Here is an 18,568-nt window from a genome sequence, read left to right on the forward strand (position 1 = left end):
ACCCGTTGCCCAGACTGCTGACCAAACCGTTCACCGACCCCGTTCCCGACGCCGATCGCCTTCGGCCGACGGCGCGGGTGCTGCCCGGTTGGCCGTCCGTTCCCGAATTGCCCCGATCCGCCTCAACCCAGGAGCCCCCATGTCCATCGTCCGCATGACCGACCTCGACCTCGCCGGCAAGCGCGTGCTGATCCGCGAAGACCTCAACGTGCCGATCGAGCGCGACGCGGCCGGCAATGCCCGCATCACCTCCGAGCAGCGCATCAGCGCGGCCCTGCCGACCATCCGGCTGGCGCTGGAGAAGGGCGCGGCGGTGATGGTCACCTCGCACCTGGGCCGTCCGAAGGAAGGCGTGTGGAGCGAGGCCGATTCCCTGGCGCCGGTGGCCGCGCGCCTGTCCGAGCTGCTGGGCATCGACGTGCCGCTGGTCAAGGACTGGGTGAACGGCGTCGACGTCGCGCCGGGCCAGCTGGTGCTGCTCGAGAACTGCCGCATGAACGTGGGCGAGGGCAAGGACGACGAGGCGCTGTCGAAGCAGTACGCAGCACTGTGCGACGTGTACGTCATGGATGCCTTCGGCACCGCCCACCGCGCCCAGGCGTCCACGCACGGCGCGATCCGCTTCGCCAAGGTCGCCGCCGGTGGCCCGCTGCTGATGGCCGAACTCGACGCACTGGCCAAGGCGCTCGACGCTCCGGCGCGTCCGCTGCTGGCCATCGTCGCCGGCTCCAAGGTCAGCACCAAGCTCGAGCTGCTGTCGTCGCTGGTCGGCAAGGTGGACCAGCTGATCGTCGGCGGTGGCATCGCCAACACCTTCATCGCCGCGATGGGGCACGGCGTGGGCAAGTCGCTGGTCGAGATGGACCTGGTCGACACCGCCCGCCAGATCATGGCCGACGCCACGGCACGCGGCGCCGACATTCCGGTGCCCAGCGACGTGGTGGTGGCGCAGGCGTTCGCCGCCGACGCGCCGGCGACGGTGAAGGCCGTCGACGCGGTCGCCGCCGACGACCTGATCCTCGACATCGGCCCCGACACCGCCGCGCGCTACGCGCAGATGATCCGCGACGCCGGTACGGTGGTGTGGAACGGCCCGGTGGGCGTGTTCGAGTTCGACGCGTTCGGCAAGGGCACGCAGGCGTTGGCGCTGGCCATCGCCGACAGCCAGGCGTTCTCGATCGCCGGCGGCGGCGACACGCTGGCTGCGGTGGACAAGTACGGCATCGAGGCCCAGGTCAGCTACATCTCGACCGGTGGCGGCGCCTTCCTCGAGTTCCTCGAGGGCAAGGAGCTGCCGGCCGTGGCAGCGCTGAAGCAGCGAGGCTGATCGGCCATGGCGATGCTGTTCTTCGACCTCGACGGCACCCTGATCGATTCCGCCGTCGGCATCACCCGCTGCGTCGCGCACGCGCTGCAGCAGATGTCGCACCCGGTGCCCGCGCAGTCCGAACTGCTGCGCTGGATCGGGCCTTCGTTGCGCACCAGCTTCACACCGCTGCTCCAGGATCCTGTCCGCGTGGAACAGGCGGTCGAGCACTACCGCGCGCGCTTCGACAGCCACGGCTGGACCGAACACGAGGTGTACCCCGGCATCGCCGACACGATCGATGCCCTGCACGCAACCGGTCACCGCCTGGCGGTGGTGACGGCCAAGAACGAGCCGCACGCGCGCCGCATCATCGACCACCTGCCGTTCGGGCAGCGGTTCGAGGCCGTGGTGGGCGCCAGTGCCGACGGCAGCCTCAGCGACAAGCGCGACCTGATCGCGGTGGCGTTGCAACGGCTTGCGGTAGCGCCCGACGAGTGCTGGATGATCGGCGACCGGCACATGGACGTGGACGGCGCGCGCCACCACGGCATGCGCAATGTCGGCGTGCTGTGGGGGTTTGGCGGCGAGCAGGAACTGCGCCAGGCCGGTGCTCATCGCATGGCGGTGCACCCGCACGAACTGCCGTCGTTGCTGGCCGCCTGAACGCCGCGTACGGGCGCGACGGCGGATTGTGACCGAGGTCAAAGTCCGCCGCTCGCGCGGCTTCTAGGGTTGGCGGGCGGCCGTGTTGGCCGTAACTCAAGGAGCGAGATGATGCGTCGTATGAAGAAGTTCGCCGTCGCGTTGGCAGTGGGTGCCGTGATGGCGATGTCGTTCAGTGCCGCTGCGAACTGGCAGGGAACCTGGCACTACTACAACGAAGAGGGCGCGCTCGTCGGTGGCTGGACCGCCGGTTGCGGCGACGCCGATGGCAGCTGGGGTGTCCGCACCACCAACCGTCACTTCGTGCAGGGCTGCGGCGCCGCCGAGTTCTGAGTCGGCTGCGTTTTCCGGTATTCGATCGGTGGTGCCGCCGCGTGCGGCACCATCGGTTTGCCGTCTGCTGTATCAGCTCCAGACACGGCCATCATGTCCAGCTGACGGGCCAACGCCCTCGTGCGCAAGCACCGCCGAGATCGTTCGCGAGCACCTGACTCCCCGGGACCGGCTTGGCCGAAGGCCCGAGCGCGAAGTAAGCCGCTGGCAGCTTCGTCGCCAAAGCGGCTCCCACCGCAACCAGCGCCGGGACCGGTCTACGCGTCGCGGCCCCATTCGTGTGCCAGCAAGCCGTAGATCGCCGAATCCTGCAGGTCGCCCGCCACCTGCCAGCGTTCGCGCAACAGCCCTTCGCGATGGAACCCGAGCCGCTCGATCAGCCGGCAGGAGGGGCCATTGCGCGGGTCGATGTCGGCCTCGATGCGACGCAGCTCAAGCACGTCGAAGGCGTGCGCGATGGCCAGCCGCATCGCCTCGCCGGCCATGCCCCGGCCCCAGTACGGGCGACGCAGCGCGTAGCCGATCTCCGCGCGTCCCTGCGCGGCGTCGATCGAATGCAGCGTGACGCCGCCGACCAGCCGGTCGCTGTCGCGCTCGGCGATGGCCCAGCACACCAGACGTTGCGGGTCGCAGGCCAGTGTGCTGGCGAACCGGTCCCGTGCCTGCTCGATGTGCGTCCAGGCCGGGAAACTCCAGTAGCGCATCACTTCGGGGTCGGAATACAACGCGAAGAAATCGTCGAGGTCGGCCTGGCGATGCGCGCGCAGTCGAACGGTCGCGCCCTCCTGCGGTGACAGGACGTCGGTCGTTGTCCGGGGGCGATCGATGGCCGGCATGCGCGTGCAATCCAGAGGTCTTGGGGGCTGTGCTAGCTTGACCCGCATTCACGGAACCTGCCATGCATCCCACACTTCGACGTACCAAGATTCTTGCCACCCTCGGCCCGGCCACCGACGCGCCGGGCGTGCTGGATGCGATCCTCGCCGCCGGTGTCGACTGCGTCCGCCTCAATTTCTCGCACGGCGACCCGGCCGGCCAGATCGCGCGCGCCGCCGCCGTGCGCGAGGCCGCGGCCCGTCTCGGGCGCGAAGTCGGCATCCTGGCCGACCTGCCCGGCCCGAAGATCCGCATCGAGCGCTTCGCCGCCGGCAAGGTGATGCTCAAGGCCGGCGACCGCTTTGACCTGGTCGCGCGCGCCGACGCGCCCCCCGGCACCGAGCGCGAGGTCGGCGTCAGCTACCTCGGCCTGCCCGGTGACGTGGCGCCGGGCGACGTGCTGCTGCTCGACGACGGCATGCTGCAGTTGCGCGTCGAATCGGTCGAAGGCGAGCGCATCGTCAACTCCGTGCTCAACGACGGCGCGCTGTCGGACCGCAAGGGCCTCAACAAGCAGGGCGGTGGCCTGTCGCTGGGCGCGCTGACCGAGCGCGACAAGGAGCTGATCCTGGTCGCGGCTGAACTGGGTGCCGATTTCATCGCCGTGTCGTTCTGTCGCACTGCGCAGGACATGCACGACGCGCGTGCCATCGCCCGCGCCGCCGGTTGCGATGCCGGCATGGTGTCGAAGATCGAGCGTGCCGAGGCGATCGAAAACCTGGGCGAGATCGTCGAGGCCAGCGACGTGGTGATGGTGGCGCGCGGCGACCTTGGCGTCGAGATCGGCGACGCCGAGCTGCCCGGCCTGCAGAAGAAGATCATCCGCGAATCGCTGGCCCGCAATCGCGTGGTGATCACGGCCACGCAGATGCTGCAGTCGATGGTCGAGAGTCCGATCCCGACGCGCGCGGAGGTCCTGGACGTGGCCAATGCGGTCATCGACGGCACCGACGCGGTGATGCTCTCGGCCGAATCGGCCGCGGGCAATTACCCGGTTCGCTCGGTCGAGGCACTGGTGCGCATCTGCCTCGGCGCCGAGCGCCAGTTCAACCACGACACCGACTTCGAAGCCGCGCCGCGCAACCTCGAGCGCGCCGACCAGGCCATCGCGATGGCGGCGATGTTCCTGGCCGAACACATCGGCGTGCGCGCGATCGTCGCGTTGACCGAGTCCGGCGGCACCGCGCGGTTCCTGTCGCGCTTTCGTGCACCCGCGCCCGTGTTCGCCCTGTCGCGCCACGACGGCGCGCGCCGGCGGATGACCCTGATGCGCGACGTGGTGCCGATCACGTTCGACAGCCGCGGCCTGGCTTCGCGCGACGCCGCGCGCGGTGCGGTGAAGCGGTTGTTCGACGACACGCTGCTCAGCGTTGGCGACCGCGTGGTGTTCACCAGCGGCGACACCATGGAGCAGCACGGCGCGACCAACACGTTGCGGTTGCTGGAGGTCGGCAGCGACGGACGCGCCGAGGGTCTGGGCGAGCTGTGAACGAAGCGGCCCGTCGTTCCCGGCGGGCCAGGACAAGTCGGACCCATGCGTCCGGACGCGTCGCACCGACTCCCCGCAACCGATCGCCGGGCGTGCCGTGCGGGTCCAAGTCCCTGATTGCGCTGGTCGCCGGTGCGGGCAAGGACGGGCGGGGCGGGCTATAATCCCGCCCCTTTCCCAGCCCCTTCCTCAGGACATCATGAGCATCGAACAGCTTGCCGAAACCGCCCAGGCCATGGTCGCCGCGGGCAAGGGCATCATCGCGATCGACGAGTCGACCGCCACCATCGCCAAGCGATTCGCCGGCGTGGGCATCGAGAACACCGAAGAGAACCGCCGCGCCTACCGCGAACTGCTGCTGGGCACGCCGAACCTGAACCAGTACATCTCCGGTGCGATCCTGTTCGACGAGACCCTGCGCCAGTCCACCAAGGACGGCGTGCCGTTCGCCAAGCTGATGGCCGACAACGGCATGATCCCGGGCATCAAGGTGGACAAGGGCCCGCAGGCCCTGGCCGGCTTCCCGGGCGAGGTGGTGACCGAAGGCCTCGACGGCCTGCGCGCGCGCCTTGAGGAGTACTACAAGCTCGGTGCCCGCTTCGCCAAGTGGCGCGCGGTCATCAACATCGGCGACGACATCCCGTCGGGCACCTGCATCGAGGCCAACAGCCACGCGCTGGCGCGCTACGCCGCGCTGTGCCAGGAACAGGGTCTGGTGCCGATGGTCGAGCCGGAAGTGATCATGGACGGCAACCACGACATCGAAACCTGCTTCGAGGTCACCGAAGTGGTGCTGCGTTCGCTGTTCGGCTCGCTGTACGAGAACAGCGTGATGCTCGAAGGCACCATCCTGAAGGCCTCGATGGTGCTGCCGGGCACGACCTGCGCCGAACAGGCCTCGGTCGATGAAGTCGCCGCCGCCACCCTGCAGGTGCTGAAGTCCACCGTTCCGGCCACCCTGCCGGGCATCGTGTTCCTGTCGGGCGGCCAGTCCGACGAGGCCGCCACCGCGCACCTCAACATGATGAACCAGATGGGTCCGAACCCGTGGCCGCTGAGCTTCAGCTACGGCCGCGCGATGCAGTCCGCCGCGCTCAAGCTGTGGTCGCAGGACATCGTCAACAACGTCGCCAAGGCCCAGCAGACCGTGTTCGCGCGCGCTCGCGACAACGGCCTGGCCGCGCTCGGCCAGTGGCAGTCGGCGGCGTAATCGCCCCGGCGGAAAACGCCATCGCAGCATCGGAAACGCCGGCCTCGCGCCGGCGTTTCTGTTTTCGCGGAGCGCCAGCGGGAAGCGTGGCAAGCCTGGACGTGTGCGGCTTTCGCGCGTCGCCGTCCGTCCTTCAGCGGTTCGCCGCGCTCGATGCCCGCTGTCGCCTCGGCGGGCCGATCGTGTGAACCCGAGTGAGACATCCCGGGAGCCGCATCCCGGCCGCTATTCGCCGAGGGTCAACCCTGCGCCGCAAGCCAGTCGTCGTCGGAGCCTTCGTTCACGTCCTCGAACAGGAACGTCGACAGGTAGCGTTCGCCGGTGTCGGGCAGCATCGCCAGGATCACGTCGCCCTCGCGCGCCTCGCTGGCCACCTGCAGCGCTGCGGCGAGCGTCGCGCCGGCCGACACGCCGACGAAGATGCCTTCCTCGTTGGCCAGCCGGCGTGCGGTGTCGCGCGCCAGCACGTCGTCGATCGGGAGGATGGCGTCGGCGACCGAGCGGTCCAGCACCTCGGGCACGAAGTCCGGCGTCCAGCCCTGGATCTTGTGCGGCTTCCACTCCGCGCCCGACAGCAGCGCCGCGCCGGCCGGCTCGCACGTGGTCACGCGGACCTCCGGACGCGCGAGCTTCAGCATCTGCCCGACGCCGGTCAGCGTGCCGCCCGTGCCCCAGCCGGTGACGAAGTGATCGAGCCGGCGACCGGCGAAGTCCTGCAGGATCTCCGCTGCCGTGGTGTTGCGGTGGTAGCCCGGGTTGGCCGGGTTGGTGAACTGACGCGCGAGGAACCAGCCGTGCTTCTCGGCCAGCTCGGCCGCGCGTCGCACCATGCCACTGCCGCGCTCGGCGGCGGGCGTCAGGATCACCTTCGCGCCGTACGCGCGCATGAGCTTGCGGCGTTCGATCGAGAACGTCTCGCTCATCGTCGCTACGAAGTTGTAGCCGCGCGCGGCGCACACCATCGCCAGCGCGACACCGGTGTTGCCCGAAGTCGCCTCGATCACCGTATCGCCCGGCTTCAACTGTCCGCGTTGTTCGGCGTCCAGGATGATCGCCAGCGCCAGCCGGTCCTTGACCGAGCCGCCCGGATTGAACGACTCGATCTTGGCGTACATGGCCACGTTCGCCGGTGCGACGCGGTGCAGGCGCACGACCGGGGTGCGGCCGATGGTGTCGAGGATGCTGTCATGGATCATGGCGGACTCCTGGGCGTGCGCCCTGGCGAGTGGTCGCGGGACCTGACGATGGGCGCGACCCGGGGCGCGGTAGCTGGGGGATGGACGGACGGCGGTGCCGGCACAGGGTGCCACCGGGGCCGGGCGTCCGCCATGCCCCGGATAGGCGGGGCACTGTCAGGCAGGCGCACGCGCCTCGGGGGGCGCTGCCACGGCCGGCGACCGCCTCGCCCTCTCCGACACGGGCTCGTCGCACGACTTTTCGCAATCTGTCCGCAGACGATCCGGTCAACCAATGGCCCACGCAGGCGTTAATCAGGCGCGGCTACCATGGCCGGTCAGTGGTTCCCCCGGCCGAGAGAGGCATGCGTATCAATCCCTTACCTGCTGTGGCGTGTTCCCTGTTGCTGTCCGTGCTGCTGTCCGCCTGCGGCGGCGATGCGACGCCCAAGTCCGCCGGTGGCGCCGATCGTCCGACCGCCGTGACCACCACCGTGCTGCAGCCCCGGCCGTGGAGCGACACCGTTCAGGCGCTGGGCACCGTGCGCGCCCGCGAAGCGGTCACCGTCACCGCCAAGGTCAGCGAGATCGTGCAGCGCGTGCATTTCGAAAGCGGCGACGTGGTGGCCGCCGGCGCACCGTTGCTGACGCTCAGCGGCCAGGCACAGCAGGCCGAATTGCAGGCTGCCCAGGCGGCCGCCAACGAAGCCGATCGCCTCTACGCTCGCCAGAGTGAACTGGCAGCGCAGCAGCTCATCGCGCGCTCGGCGCTGGACACGCAGCGCGCTGCGCGCGACGCCACCAACGCCAAGGTCGCGCAGATCCGCGCCAGCCTCGGCGACCGCGTGATCCGTGCGCCGTTCGCCGGCGTGCTGGGCTTGCGCCAGGTCAGCCCCGGTTCGCTGGTCACCCCCGGCACGCCGATCGCCACCCTCGACGACATCGCGCGCGTGTTCGCCGATTTCCCGGTGCCCGAGGCGATGCTCGCCCACGTGGCGCCCGGGCAGTCGCTGGCGGCCACCAGCACCGCGTTTCCGGGCCGCCGCTTCGAAGGCACGGTGAGCGTGATCGACGCACGCCTGGACGAAGCCACGCGCGCGCTGACCGTGCGCGGCGACTTCGCCAACGCCGACCGCGCACTGCGCCCGGGCATGCTGCTGCAGGTGACCCTCAGTCGCCCCGAGCGCCCGGCGCTGCTGTTGCCGGAGATCGCGATCGTGCAGGTCGGCAACGACGCGTACGTGTTCCGGGTCAAGCCCGACGGGAGCAGCGTCGAGCGCGTCGACGTGCGCGTCGGCACGCGGCGCGATGGCCTGGCCGAGGTGGTGGATGGCGTGAAGGCCGGCGATCGCATCGTCGTCGACGGCACCGGCAAGTTGCGCCCGGGTGCGAAGGTCGAGGAAAAGGCCGCCGACACCGCGCGCGCCGCTGCGCCGGCCGCAGGGCCACGCAAGTGACCGTTGCCGCGCGCGTGCCCGGGCGGGCACCGCAGGCGCAGGACAGGAGCAAGCCGCGATGATCCTTTCCGATATCTCCATCAAGCGTCCGGTGTTCGCCACCGTGATGAGCCTGCTGCTGATCGTGCTGGGCATCATGGCGTTCAGTCGGTTGACGCTGCGCGAGTTGCCGGCGATCGATCCACCGGTGGTGTCGGTGGATGTGACCTATCCGGGCGCATCGGCGGCGGTCGTCGAGACCCGCATTACCCAGGTGCTGGAGGATGCCCTGGCCGGCACCGAGGGCATCGAGACGCTGGAATCGCGCAGCGTCAACGGCCGCTCCTCGGTCAGCATCGAGTTCAACCTCTCGCGCGACATTGAGGCGGCCGCCAACGACGTGCGCGACGCGGTCAGCCGGGTGGCCGACCGCATGCCCGAAGAGGCCGATCCGCCCGAGATCGAGAAGGTCGAAAGCGACGCCGAAACCATCATGTGGCTCAACATGAGCAGCAAGACGATGGACACGCTGCAGCTCAGCGACTACGCCGAGCGCTACGTCGTCGATCGCCTGTCGAGCGTCGACGGCGTCGCGCAGGTGCGGCTGGGCGGACGCCAGCGCTACGCGATGCGCGTCTGGCTGGACCGCGACGCGTTGGCCGCGCGCGGCATCACCGTCAACGACGTCGAGAACGCGCTGCGCGCCGAAAACGTCGAGCTGCCGGCCGGCCGTCTCGAATCGGATGCGCGCGACTTCACCCTGCGCGTTGCGCGCGGTTACGAGAAGGCCGAGGACTTCGCGCAGATCGCGCTGGGCAAGGGCCAGGACGGTTACGTGGTGCGGCTGGGCGACGTGGCCAAGGTCGAGCTGGCCTCGGCCGAGCGCCGCGCGTACTACCGCAGCAACGGCGAGCCCAACATCGGCCTGGGCATCATCAAGACCTCCACCGCCAACAGCCTGGACGTCGCGCGTGCGGCGCGCGACGCGGCCGAACGCATCCGGCCCTCGTTGCCCGAAGGCACCGACATCTTCGTCGCGTTCGACAGCACGGTGTTCATCGACGCCTCGGTCGAGCGCGTGTATCACACGCTGTTCGAGGCGATCGCGCTGGTGCTGGTGGTGATCTGGCTGTTCCTGGGCAGCCTGCGCGCGGCGCTGATTCCGGCGGTGACCGTGCCGGTGTGCCTGGTGGCTGCGTTCATTCCGCTGTATGCGTTCGGCTTCTCGATCAACCTGATGACGCTGCTGGCGCTGGTGCTGTGCATCGGCCTGGTGGTCGACGATGCGATCGTGGTGCTGGAAAACATCCAGCGCCGCGCTGACCTTGGCGAGCCAAAACTCGTGGCCGCAGTGCGCGGCACGCGACAGGTCGCGTTCGCGGTGATCGCCACCACCGCGGTGCTGGTGGCGGTGTTCCTGCCGGTCGGTTTCATGGAAGGCAACACGGGGCGGCTGTTCCGCGAGTTGTCGGTGGCCCTGGCCGGCGCCGTGGCGATCTCGGCGTTCGTCGCGTTGACGCTCACGCCGATGATGTCGTCCAAGCTGGTGCGCCCGCACGACCACGAAAAGTCGACGCGCGTGAACCGCTGGGTCAACGGACGCCTGGATGCGTTGGGCCGTCACTACCGCAGCTTCCTCGATCGAAGCGTCGACAAGCCGTGGTGGTTTGGCGCGTTGATGGTGCTGGCGCTGTTGCTGAGCTTCGGCCTGTTCAAGCTGGTGCCCAGCGAACTGGCGCCGCCGGAAGATCGCGGCGCGTTCTTCGTGTCGGTGGTCGGGCCCGAAGGCGCCGGCTACGACTACTCGGTGAAGCAGATCAACGCCGTCGAGAAGGTGCTGGCGCGCCACACCGGCAGCGACCAGCCCATCCAGCGCGCCAACACGCGCGTTCCGGGCGGCTTCGGCGCCGGCGAGGAGATGCACACCGGCCAGGTGATCGTCTTCCTGCAGGACTGGGACAAGCGCAAGGTCAGCACCAACGACGTGGTGGACAGCCTGCGCGGCGAGCTGGGCAAGCTGCCCGGCGTCCGCGCCAACCCGTCGGTGCGCACCGGCCTGGTGCGCAGCCGCGGACAGCCGCTGCAGATCGTGCTGGGCGGGCCGGACTACGTGGAACTGGCGCAATGGCGCGACCGGTTGCTGGCGCGCATGGAGTCCAACCCGCAGTTGTTCTCGGTGGATTCCGACTACAAGGAAACCCGCCCGCAGATGCGCGTGCAGATCGATCGCCAGCGCGCCGCGGACCTGGGCGTCAGCGTGACCGACATCGGCCACGCGCTCGAGACCATGATGGGATCGCGGCGCGTCACCACCTTCGTGCAGGACGGCGAGGAGTACGACGTGATCGTGCAGGCCGACAAGCCCGGCCGCGCGTCGCCGGCCGACCTCGCCGCCATCCAGGTGCGTGCACGCGAAGGCGGCCTGGTGCCGCTGTCCAACCTGGTCACGCTGCGCGAGCTGGCCGAGCCGGGCAGCTTCAACCGCTTCAACCGCCTGCGCGCCATCACCATCAGCGCCGGTCTTGCGCCGGGCTACCGCATGGGCGAGGCGATCACCTGGCTCAACGGGGTTGTCGCCGAGGAACTGCCCGAGCACGCGCAGATCGACTGGAAGGGCGAGTCGCGCGAGTACCAGCAAGCCGGTGGGGCGGTGCTGCTGACCTTCACGCTGGCGCTGCTGATCGTTTACCTGGTGCTGGCCGCGCAGTTCGAGAGCTTCATCCACCCGTTCGTGATCATGCTGACCGTGCCGCTGGGCGTGCTGGGTGCGCTGATCGGCCTGTGGCTTACCGGCGGCACGCTGAACCTGTTCAGCCAGATCGGCATCGTGATGCTGGTGGGCCTGGCGGCGAAGAACGGCATCCTGATCGTCGAGTTCGCCAACCAGCTGCGCGACCAGGGCCGACGCATCCACGATGCGATCGTCGAAGCCTCGGCGGTGCGGTTGCGGCCGATCCTGATGACCTCGATCGCCACCGTTGCCGGCGCCTTGCCGCTGGTGCTGGCCGGTGGTCCCGGCTCGGCCAGCCGCGCGACGATCGGCGTGGTGGTGATCTTCGGCGTGTCCTTCTCGACGCTGCTGTCGCTGGTGGTGGTGCCGGTGTTCTACGTGCTGCTGGCGAAGTACACGCGCTCGCCCGACGCCGTGGCGCACGAGCTGAAAGCCCTGGAAGTGTCGACACCGCAGGCAGGCGGGCACGCCTGACGGTTGGGACAAGGCGGCGAAGTAGGGTGGGTTGAGCGCAGCGAAGCCCACCATCGCCATCCCACACGCCGCTGCGTCACCGCGCCCCGCCTCCCGTAACCGTGCCACCCGCCCGCCGGCGGAGCTGCAGACTCCCGCGAAGTAGGGTGGGTGGAGCGAAGCGATACCCACCATCGCCATCCGGCCCGCCACCGCGTTGCCCCGCCCCGCCTCCCGTAACCGTGCCACCCGCCCGCCGGCGGAGCTGCAGACTCCCGCGAAGTAGGGTGGGTGGAGCGCAGCGATACCCACCATCGCCATCCCGCCCGCCCCCGCGTCACCTCCTCCCGGCTTCCCGCAACCGCGTCGCCGCGGACCACCACCACGAACCGCCGCTCCGCCATCCGCCCGCATTGCGCACCGCGCCGCAACGCGGCTGCGAGTAAAGTTGCGCCCCCGTATCCAGGTCGCGCGTTCGCGCCGACCGTGCCAAGGCGCCCGCCATGTCCGACGAAAAGTCCCGCCCGCCTTCCGGCGACACTCCCTGGGGCAAGTCCCCGCGCCGCGACGATGCCGGCGACGATGCGCCGCGTGGCAAGCCGGCTGCGCCCGTCGGACCCGGCACGCGCCTGCAGCGTCCGCCGGCCGATGCTTATGCCCCGCGCGCCAATCCGCGCGCCGGTGGGCCGCGCCCGGGCGGTCCGCGCCCGCCGCGTGACGACTCGCGCGGCCCGGCCGGCCGTGGCGGACCACGTCCGCCAGGCGGCCCGCGTGGCGAGCGCAGCGACCGTGGCGACCGTGGCGAACGCCCCGGCGGCTACCCGCCGCGCGGCGACTTCGCTCCCCGTACCCCGCGTGGCGACGTCACGTCACGCCCCCCGCGCGGCGACTTCGCCCCGCGCGACCGCTTCGACGCCCCGCGCCCGCCGCGCAGCGACGCCGGGCCGCGTCCCTACCAGCGCGATGACCGGCCGGCCCGCGATGCCGGCGCGCCAGCGCGCCCGTACCAGCGCTTCGACAACAAGCGCCCGGACAGCCCCCATCCGCGCCATGACGCCCCGCGTCCCGGCGACCGTCCGCCGGCGCGTCGCGAAGAGGAGTTCGACTTCGACGAGGCCGCCGGCCAGGTCGCCCCGGTGCGCGAGCGCCGCGGCAACGAGCTGCGGATGTACGGCCTCAATGCGATCGACGCTGTCTTCCGCGCCCGCCCCGAGGCGATCCGCAAGCTCTACCTGAGCGAGTCGCGGATCCCGGCGCTGCAGCCGCTGCTGAAGTGGTGCGTGGCCAACAAGGTGGGCTACCGCGTGGTCGAGGAAACCGACCTGCACAAGCTGGCCGCCAGTGCCCACCACGAAGGCGTGGTGGCCGAAGTGCTGCGCGTCGAGCCGACGTCGCTGTCGGAGTGGCTGCGCGACCTGCCGGCCGGCCCGCAATGCGTGCTCTGGCTCGATGGCGTTGGCAACCCGCACAACCTCGGCGCGATCCTGCGATCGGCCGCGCACTTCGGAGTGAACGCGGTGCTGCTGCCCAAGGACTCGACGCTGGCCCTGTCCGGAGCCGCCGCGCGCGTTGCCGAAGGCGGTGCCGAGGCCGTCCCGTTCGTGCGCCTGGGACGCAGCGACAACGCCATCGCCCAACTGCGCAGCGCCGGCTTCGAACTGGCCGCCACCGTGGTCAACGGCGGCGGAAACCTCTTCGACCAGGAACTGCCCGACCGACTGGCCTATGTCATCGGCGCCGAAGGCGAGGGCATGGACCGCGAACTCGCCGCCGCCTGCGAGCACCGCCTATCGATTCCCGGCACCGGCGCGGTAGAAAGCCTCAACGTGGCCGCCGCCACCGCAGTGCTGCTGGCAGCGTGGCGGGCGACACGGGAGTAGGACGAGCCAAAATTGACAAGGCCCGCATTGCGGGCCTTGTCATTTGCGGAGGTTCGTTCGGAGGATTTGGATCGGAATACCTTGCGTAGGAATGCTCTGACCTCTCGTTGAGCCTTCGCCGGACTGCGATGAGCACGGGCCGATGCGACGATCCTCGCACTTGAGTCGATGGAGGGCAGGATGCCCAGGATGACGCGACATGGAACGCTTGTTGCTGGGAACACTGCTTTCCTTGGCGACGACTGCCTGTGCGTCCACGCCACCGCCGCCACCGCCACCGCCGCCGCCACACACCGAGCTTTTCGAGGCGCTTCCGCGCGGCACAACCGCGTCTTGCGGCCTGCTGCCAAAACTGTTGGAGCTTCCGTTTAGGCCAACCGATCCGATCCTGGACCCGGTCTACAGGCTGCTGAGGGATCAAAAGGACAAGGTTCGGGATTGCTTGCAGGATTCGATCACCAGCACGACACCCATGCCTGACCCCCGTCATATGGTGAAGGCGGATGACTTCACGGTGGGCGACCTGGCGTACATGCTGTTGGTTGACTACTACGGCATCCCGTTCGCCGAGCTATGGCCTTCCGACGCCCGCGCCGACTACGAAAAGCGCGGCGCGGTGGCCTACAGCACTTGGATACGAAAGCCAGGAAACCGCAACTACCTGCAACGTAGAGTCCGTGCGTGGTTCGAAAGCGGGGGGCAATACCGGTCGGGCGGAGATCCTTGACTTGTGCTCGGCGGGTTGGATTCCGCCCTATCAGGTTGCCCGGCTCCGAAGATTCAGCACAGCGGGGGCGGCCCGGAACCAATGGCAGCTCTGGTGCGGCGATGATTGGTATCGCTTCGCACAACCCATCCTTCGGACTCCACATATGGCAAGCACCACGTGCGCACCAGGATGAGCAGATAAATGACCGATCGTCAGAGCACTAGGCCGGCACCCTACCTTTCCGCATTTGCGGTAATCGCATCGGCTTTGAGTTGGTCTTCGCTCAACTCCCCGCTCCTGTATGCCTTCAGTACGCTATCGATGACGTTGCTTCTTGCCACGGTGCTGACTACCCGACGTACCGGCGGCATGGCAATGAATAGGTACTCGCTGTTGATAGCTGGCGTTGCCGGAGCTCTCGCCGTCTCCGCCGTAGCGTTGAAGGTCTCGATTTCTTGAGCACGAAGGTGCCCGTCGGATCGGGCGCCTTGTTGCGCACCAATGGGTTTGGCGACCGAGCTCAAGTGGGTCCGATGGAGTAAATGACAAACCCGTGAGGCGGGCTTGAGCCCGCGCTACGTCATCGATCGCTCGGAACCGTAGGGCGGGCCATGGCCCGCCAGCGGCGATGATGGGTATCGCTTCGCTCAACCCATCCTACGGACAGATCCGGATGATTGCGGCGGAGTAACCGGTGCGGGTCGACGGGATTCTTGAACTCCGCGGAAGGCGGGCTTGAGCCCGCCCTACGCCAACTGACTCTCGATGGCTTGGAAATGTAGGGTGGGCCCTGGCCCACCGGCGGGCGCCGGGTAAGCGTCCGGTGATATCACCTACGGAATGTGTCGCTCGATCTCACGTCTTCCAAGCAATGGAGCGGGGCCGCTGAGTCGATTCCATAACGCACAAGCCCGCCATTCGGCGGGCTTGTTGTTTGCGGAGTTGCTTGATTGGCCGCCGTGGAAGGCAGGGCAATCGCGATGCGTAACCCGCTTAAGGCGGGCTTGAGCCCGCCCTACGACAACTGGGTTACTCGCTCGGGACCGCCGCCGGCTTGGCCTCGCTGCCGAAATCGCCCTCGGCCTGCGCGGCCAGGTAGGCGAACACCGCGTAGGCGGCGACGTTCTGGGCCAGGTCCTGGGGGTTGATCTTGTCGAGGGTGTCGTCGGGGGTGTGGTGCAGGTCGAAGTAATCGCTGCCGTCCTGGCGCAACGTCGCCCAGGCCATGCCGTTGGCGACGAACGGGGTGAGGTCCGGGCCGGGACCGCCCTCGCCTGGGGTGTGCTCGATCCCCAGAGGTGCCAGCGCAGCGGCGATCTGGTCGACGGCGACCTTCGCGTGCTCGGGCGCGCCGCTGGCGAACGCGTACACGCGGCCGGCGCCGAAGTCGCTCTCGGCGGCGAGCTGGTGACGGGTGATGTTGGCGGCGTGCGCCTGCGCGTAGGCCTTGCCGCCGTGCAGACCCTGCTCTTCGTTGGCGAAGGCCACCACGCGGATGGTGCGGGCCGGGTGCTTGGGCAGGTCGCCGATGAGCTTGCCGGCCGCCATGGTCAGGCCGATGCCGGCGCCGTCGTCGATTGCGCCGGTGCCCAGGTCCCACGAATCGAGGTGGCCGCCGATCAGCACCACTTCGTCGGGGCGGCTGCTGCCGGTGATCTCGCCGATGACGTTGTGCGAGGTGGCTTCGCCGTCCCAGCCGCAGTCCAGCGAGACGCGCACGCGCTGCGGGCCGCGAGCCAGCAGGCGCGTCAGCTGGTCGGCATCGGGCACGGCCAGGGCCGCCGAGGGAATCGGCGTGAGACCGTCGTCGAAGCGCGTGATGCCAGTGTGCGGATTGCGGTGGGAATCGGTACCGGCCGAACGCATCAGGAAGGCCACCGCGCCAGCGCGGATCGCGGCCGACGGAGCGCGGCTGCGCACGCCAGAACCGGGGCCGTAACCGGCACCGTCGCGGGCGCGCTCCATCTTGTAGTCGACGAAGGCGATCTTGCCCGCCAGCGAACCGGCCGGCGCGGCTTCCAGCGCGGCCAGGTCGGCGAAGCGCACGACTTCGCCTTCGACCGTGCCGGCCGGGCTGCCGCCCAGTGCGGTCAGGATCAGCGGCTGGGCATTGGCCCCGAGCACCTGCGCGCTCTCGCTGCGGCGCTCCCAGCGCGGGAACGTGACCGGCTCGATCCAGACCTTGTCGAAGCCCAGCTCCTTGAACTTCGCCTGCGCCCAGGCCACGGCGCGCGCGTCGGCTTCGCTGCCGGCCAGGCGGGCGCCGACTTCGGTGGTCAGCGATTCGGTGATGCGGTAGCCCAGGTCACTGGCCAGCGCGGCTTCGCGCAGCCGGGCCGATTCGCTGATGGCAGCGTCGGGGATGCGCGTCTGCGGCGGTGCGGCGACCGCCTGACCGGTGGCAAGGAACGCAGCGAGCGCGAGCGACAGCGACGAGGCAAGCATGGTGTGCAGCGGTACCCGCATTCCGTTCTCCGGCAGACAGAAACGACGAAGCCGCGAGCGTAGCAACTCGCGGCTCCTGTGCTGCGTGCCTCAAGTCACGCCCCGTGGTGCCGGGCGTGGCCGATGGCGGGTCCATCGCTTCAGCGAATCGCGGATCTCATGCGGCGACAGACTCGTAGGGCGCATTAGCCGAAGGCGTAATGCGCCGTATCGGACGGGCGAAGAAGGGTCACCTCGACGCAAACGAGCCCGGCGTAATGCGCCGAATGGAAACTACTTCTTCAGCGAATCGCGGATCTCGCGCAGCAGCAGCACGTCCTCGGGTGTCGCCGGGGGCGCTTCTTCAGCCCGCTTGTGGATGCGGTTGTAGGCCTTGAGGAACAGGAAGATGACGAACGCGATCAGCACGAAATCGATTACGGTCTGGAAGAACTGGCCGTACTTCACCGCCACCTCGACCGCGACTTCCTTGCCGGCCGCGTCGAGCTGGGCGGGGGAGATGACGTACTTCCAGTCGCTGACGCTGACGCCGCCGCTCATCCAGCCGATCAGGGGCATCACGATGCCGTCGACCAGCGCGGTGACGATCTTGCCGAACGCCGCGCCGATGACCACGGCGACGGCCAGGTCGACGACGTTGCCACGCGATACGAACTCCTTGAACTCGCTGATCATGCCCATCGAGGAAACCTCCCGGTTGTGGTGGTGTGCGTCGCCTTCGTCAACGCTACGACGGCCGCGGGCGTGGATTCACTATGCCGTCACCCGTCCGGACAGCGCCACCACGTCGCCCAGCCGCGCTTCGAAGTTGTCGCCGGGCAGCAACGGGGCAACGCCGGCCGGGGTTCCCATGAACACCAGGTCGCCGGCGCGCAGCGCGTACAGCTTTGAGAGCTCGTGCAGGATGTCGGGCACGTTCCAGATCAGGTCGGCGAACGCGCCGCGCTGGCGCAGCTCGCCGTTGACGCGCAGCTCCAGGCCGAGCCCGGTCAGATCGCCCACGTCGGCGGCCGGCACGATCTGGCTGATCGGCGCGGAATGGTCGAAGGCCTTGCCCGAGTCCCAGGGCAGGCCCTTGGCTTTGGCAGCGGCCTGCAGATCGCGGCGGGTCAGGTCCAGGCCCACCGCGTAGCCGAACACCAGCGACATCGCATCGACGGGGGCGAGCTCGCCGTCGGGCGCGTCGGCGCCGAGTGCGACCACCAGCTCGACCTCGTGATGCAGCTCGCGCGTGCCGCGCGGGTAGGGCACCTGGCCGTCGGTCACGATCGCCTCGGCCGGCTTGCAGAAGAACACCGGGTCGCCGCGCTCGGCCGGCGAGGCGGGAACGGCAGCGCCCATCTCGCGTGCGTGGTCGGCGAAGTTGCGGCCGACGCAGTGGATGCGGCGAACCGGGAAGGTGCGGCTTTGGCCGGCATCGCCACGCACCGGTATGCGGACCTGCGGCGGTGCCGCGATCACGTCGCTCATGGAGTCCCCTCGAAACAGGTGCGACGCCACGGCGCCGCGAAATCGGGAATCAGCGCGGCAGCGGCAGCACGCGCGGCCGAACGACGCTGAACTGCGCATCGACCACGCGCGGGTCCGCGGCACGCGCGATTGGCTGGCCGCGTCGCTTCCACAAACGCCATGCCAGACCGATTGCCAGCATCATCGCCCCGATGACCAGGCCGGCCACCGCGAGCACCGCGACCAGGCCCAGCCCGACGACGCCCAAAGCCACGCGCAGCCAACGATGACGCGGCTTGCGAGGCGCGAACGCGGTGCGGACGCGGGACTGGAACCAGTGGCTGTCGAGGCGGAAGGCGTGGACGGACATTCGATGCGTCGTGACACAATGCGGCGGGTCGCCGGGCAGC

The 18,568-nt window shown here is 69.2% G+C and carries 14 protein-coding genes and 1 pseudogene; 9 read left to right on the plus strand and 6 right to left on the minus strand.

Going from position 1 to position 18,568, the window contains the following annotated elements:
- The first annotated feature begins 139 nt into the window (after window positions 1-139).
- The 3 genes from EER27_RS00370 (at window position 140) to EER27_RS00380 (ending at window position 2,305) form a co-directional block, all read left to right on the plus strand.
- Entirely contained in the window at window positions 140-1,327 is a 1,188-nt protein-coding gene (locus EER27_RS00370) for a phosphoglycerate kinase (protein WP_123086056.1), read from the plus strand.
- Window positions 1,328-1,333: 6 nt separating this feature from the next.
- Window positions 1,334-1,972, plus strand: coding sequence for an HAD hydrolase-like protein (locus tag EER27_RS00375; protein WP_123086057.1), 639 nt, complete (start codon window positions 1,334-1,336; stop codon window positions 1,970-1,972).
- 111 nt (window positions 1,973-2,083) lie between these two features.
- Complete coding sequence (locus EER27_RS00380; RefSeq protein ID WP_148040879.1) at window positions 2,084-2,305, plus strand: DUF6289 family protein; 222 nt, start codon at window positions 2,084-2,086, stop codon at window positions 2,303-2,305.
- Between the two features lie 257 nt (window positions 2,306-2,562).
- On the opposite strand, the gene EER27_RS00385 is transcribed toward EER27_RS00380, so the two are convergent.
- A complete protein-coding gene (locus EER27_RS00385) occupies window positions 2,563-3,141 on the minus strand; it encodes a GNAT family N-acetyltransferase (RefSeq protein ID WP_123086059.1) in 579 nt (192 codons plus the stop codon).
- 62 nt (window positions 3,142-3,203) lie between these two features.
- Here EER27_RS00385 and pyk point away from each other — a divergent pair, with 62 nt between their 5' ends.
- The gene (pyk, locus tag EER27_RS00390; protein ID WP_123086060.1) at window positions 3,204-4,670 is read left to right on the plus strand and encodes a pyruvate kinase; all 1,467 of its coding nucleotides are present in this window, start codon (window positions 3,204-3,206) and stop codon (window positions 4,668-4,670) included.
- A 199-nt stretch (window positions 4,671-4,869) separates the two neighbouring features.
- Window positions 4,870-5,880 carry a class I fructose-bisphosphate aldolase gene (locus EER27_RS00395; protein ID WP_123086061.1) on the plus strand — a complete coding sequence of 337 codons (1,011 nt, stop codon included), beginning with the start codon at window positions 4,870-4,872 and terminating at the stop codon, window positions 5,878-5,880.
- Between the two features lie 239 nt (window positions 5,881-6,119).
- On the opposite strand, the gene cysK is transcribed toward EER27_RS00395, so the two are convergent.
- Complete coding sequence (gene cysK / locus EER27_RS00400) at window positions 6,120-7,076, minus strand: cysteine synthase A (RefSeq protein WP_123086062.1); 957 nt, start codon at window positions 7,074-7,076, stop codon at window positions 6,120-6,122.
- 344 nt (window positions 7,077-7,420) lie between these two features.
- Here cysK and EER27_RS00405 point away from each other — a divergent pair, with 344 nt between their 5' ends.
- The 4 genes and pseudogenes from EER27_RS00405 to EER27_RS00420 all read left to right on the plus strand — a co-directional run bounded on the left by EER27_RS00405 (window position 7,421) and on the right by EER27_RS00420 (window position 14,282).
- Window positions 7,421-8,512, plus strand: coding sequence for an efflux RND transporter periplasmic adaptor subunit (locus tag EER27_RS00405; RefSeq protein WP_123086063.1), 1,092 nt, complete (start codon window positions 7,421-7,423; stop codon window positions 8,510-8,512).
- 58 nt (window positions 8,513-8,570) lie between these two features.
- Window positions 8,571-11,696, plus strand: coding sequence for an efflux RND transporter permease subunit (locus EER27_RS00410; RefSeq protein WP_123086064.1), 3,126 nt, complete (start codon window positions 8,571-8,573; stop codon window positions 11,694-11,696).
- Between the two features lie 938 nt (window positions 11,697-12,634).
- Window positions 12,635-13,555, plus strand: a pseudogene (locus EER27_RS17215) (TrmH family RNA methyltransferase); the annotation flags it as partial.
- Between the two features lie 199 nt (window positions 13,556-13,754).
- Complete coding sequence (locus tag EER27_RS00420; protein WP_148040880.1) at window positions 13,755-14,282, plus strand: hypothetical protein; 528 nt, start codon at window positions 13,755-13,757, stop codon at window positions 14,280-14,282.
- Window positions 14,283-15,293: 1,011 nt separating this feature from the next.
- On the opposite strand, the gene EER27_RS00425 is transcribed toward EER27_RS00420, so the two are convergent.
- From EER27_RS00425 to EER27_RS00440, 4 genes are all read right to left on the minus strand, one after another.
- Window positions 15,294-16,709, minus strand: coding sequence for a M28 family peptidase (locus EER27_RS00425; RefSeq protein ID WP_123086066.1), 1,416 nt, complete (start codon window positions 16,707-16,709; stop codon window positions 15,294-15,296).
- 273 nt (window positions 16,710-16,982) lie between these two features.
- Window positions 16,983-17,390 (minus strand): large-conductance mechanosensitive channel protein MscL, encoded by a 408-nt coding sequence (mscL, locus tag EER27_RS00430; protein ID WP_190285580.1) that lies wholly within the window; start codon window positions 17,388-17,390, stop codon window positions 16,983-16,985.
- Between the two features lie 72 nt (window positions 17,391-17,462).
- Window positions 17,463-18,179, minus strand: coding sequence for a fumarylacetoacetate hydrolase family protein (locus EER27_RS00435; protein ID WP_123086067.1), 717 nt, complete (start codon window positions 18,177-18,179; stop codon window positions 17,463-17,465).
- 49 nt (window positions 18,180-18,228) lie between these two features.
- The gene (locus EER27_RS00440; protein WP_123086068.1) at window positions 18,229-18,528 is read right to left on the minus strand and encodes a hypothetical protein; all 300 of its coding nucleotides are present in this window, start codon (window positions 18,526-18,528) and stop codon (window positions 18,229-18,231) included.
- Between the last annotated feature and the right edge of the window lie 40 nt (window positions 18,529-18,568).

This window comes from Montanilutibacter psychrotolerans, from assembly GCF_003719825.1.
GTDB classification, from domain to species: Bacteria; Pseudomonadota; Gammaproteobacteria; order Xanthomonadales; family Xanthomonadaceae; genus Montanilutibacter; species Montanilutibacter psychrotolerans.

What these genes read in the sequence shown, in the direction of transcription:
- EER27_RS00370 (WP_123086056.1), top strand. Translation starts at nt 140, where the DNA reads ATGTCCATCGTCCGCATGACCGACCTCGACCTCGCCGGCAAGCGCGTG.
- EER27_RS00375 (WP_123086057.1), top strand. Translation starts at nt 1,334, where the DNA reads ATGGCGATGCTGTTCTTCGACCTCGACGGCACCCTGATCGATTCCGCC.
- EER27_RS00380 (WP_148040879.1), top strand. Translation starts at nt 2,084, where the DNA reads ATGCGTCGTATGAAGAAGTTCGCCGTCGCGTTGGCAGTGGGTGCCGTG.
- EER27_RS00385 (WP_123086059.1), bottom strand. Translation starts at nt 3,141, where the DNA reads ATGCCGGCCATCGATCGCCCCCGGACAACGACCGACGTCCTGTCACCG.
- pyk (WP_123086060.1), top strand. Translation starts at nt 3,204, where the DNA reads ATGCATCCCACACTTCGACGTACCAAGATTCTTGCCACCCTCGGCCCG.
- EER27_RS00395 (WP_123086061.1), top strand. Translation starts at nt 4,870, where the DNA reads ATGAGCATCGAACAGCTTGCCGAAACCGCCCAGGCCATGGTCGCCGCG.
- cysK (WP_123086062.1), bottom strand. Translation starts at nt 7,076, where the DNA reads ATGATCCATGACAGCATCCTCGACACCATCGGCCGCACCCCGGTCGTG.
- EER27_RS00405 (WP_123086063.1), top strand. Translation starts at nt 7,421, where the DNA reads ATGCGTATCAATCCCTTACCTGCTGTGGCGTGTTCCCTGTTGCTGTCC.
- EER27_RS00410 (WP_123086064.1), top strand. Translation starts at nt 8,571, where the DNA reads ATGATCCTTTCCGATATCTCCATCAAGCGTCCGGTGTTCGCCACCGTG.
- EER27_RS00420 (WP_148040880.1), top strand. Translation starts at nt 13,755, where the DNA reads ATGGAACGCTTGTTGCTGGGAACACTGCTTTCCTTGGCGACGACTGCC.
- EER27_RS00425 (WP_123086066.1), bottom strand. Translation starts at nt 16,709, where the DNA reads ATGCTTGCCTCGTCGCTGTCGCTCGCGCTCGCTGCGTTCCTTGCCACC.
- mscL (WP_190285580.1), bottom strand. Translation starts at nt 17,390, where the DNA reads ATGGGCATGATCAGCGAGTTCAAGGAGTTCGTATCGCGTGGCAACGTC.
- EER27_RS00435 (WP_123086067.1), bottom strand. Translation starts at nt 18,179, where the DNA reads ATGAGCGACGTGATCGCGGCACCGCCGCAGGTCCGCATACCGGTGCGT.
- EER27_RS00440 (WP_123086068.1), bottom strand. Translation starts at nt 18,528, where the DNA reads ATGTCCGTCCACGCCTTCCGCCTCGACAGCCACTGGTTCCAGTCCCGC.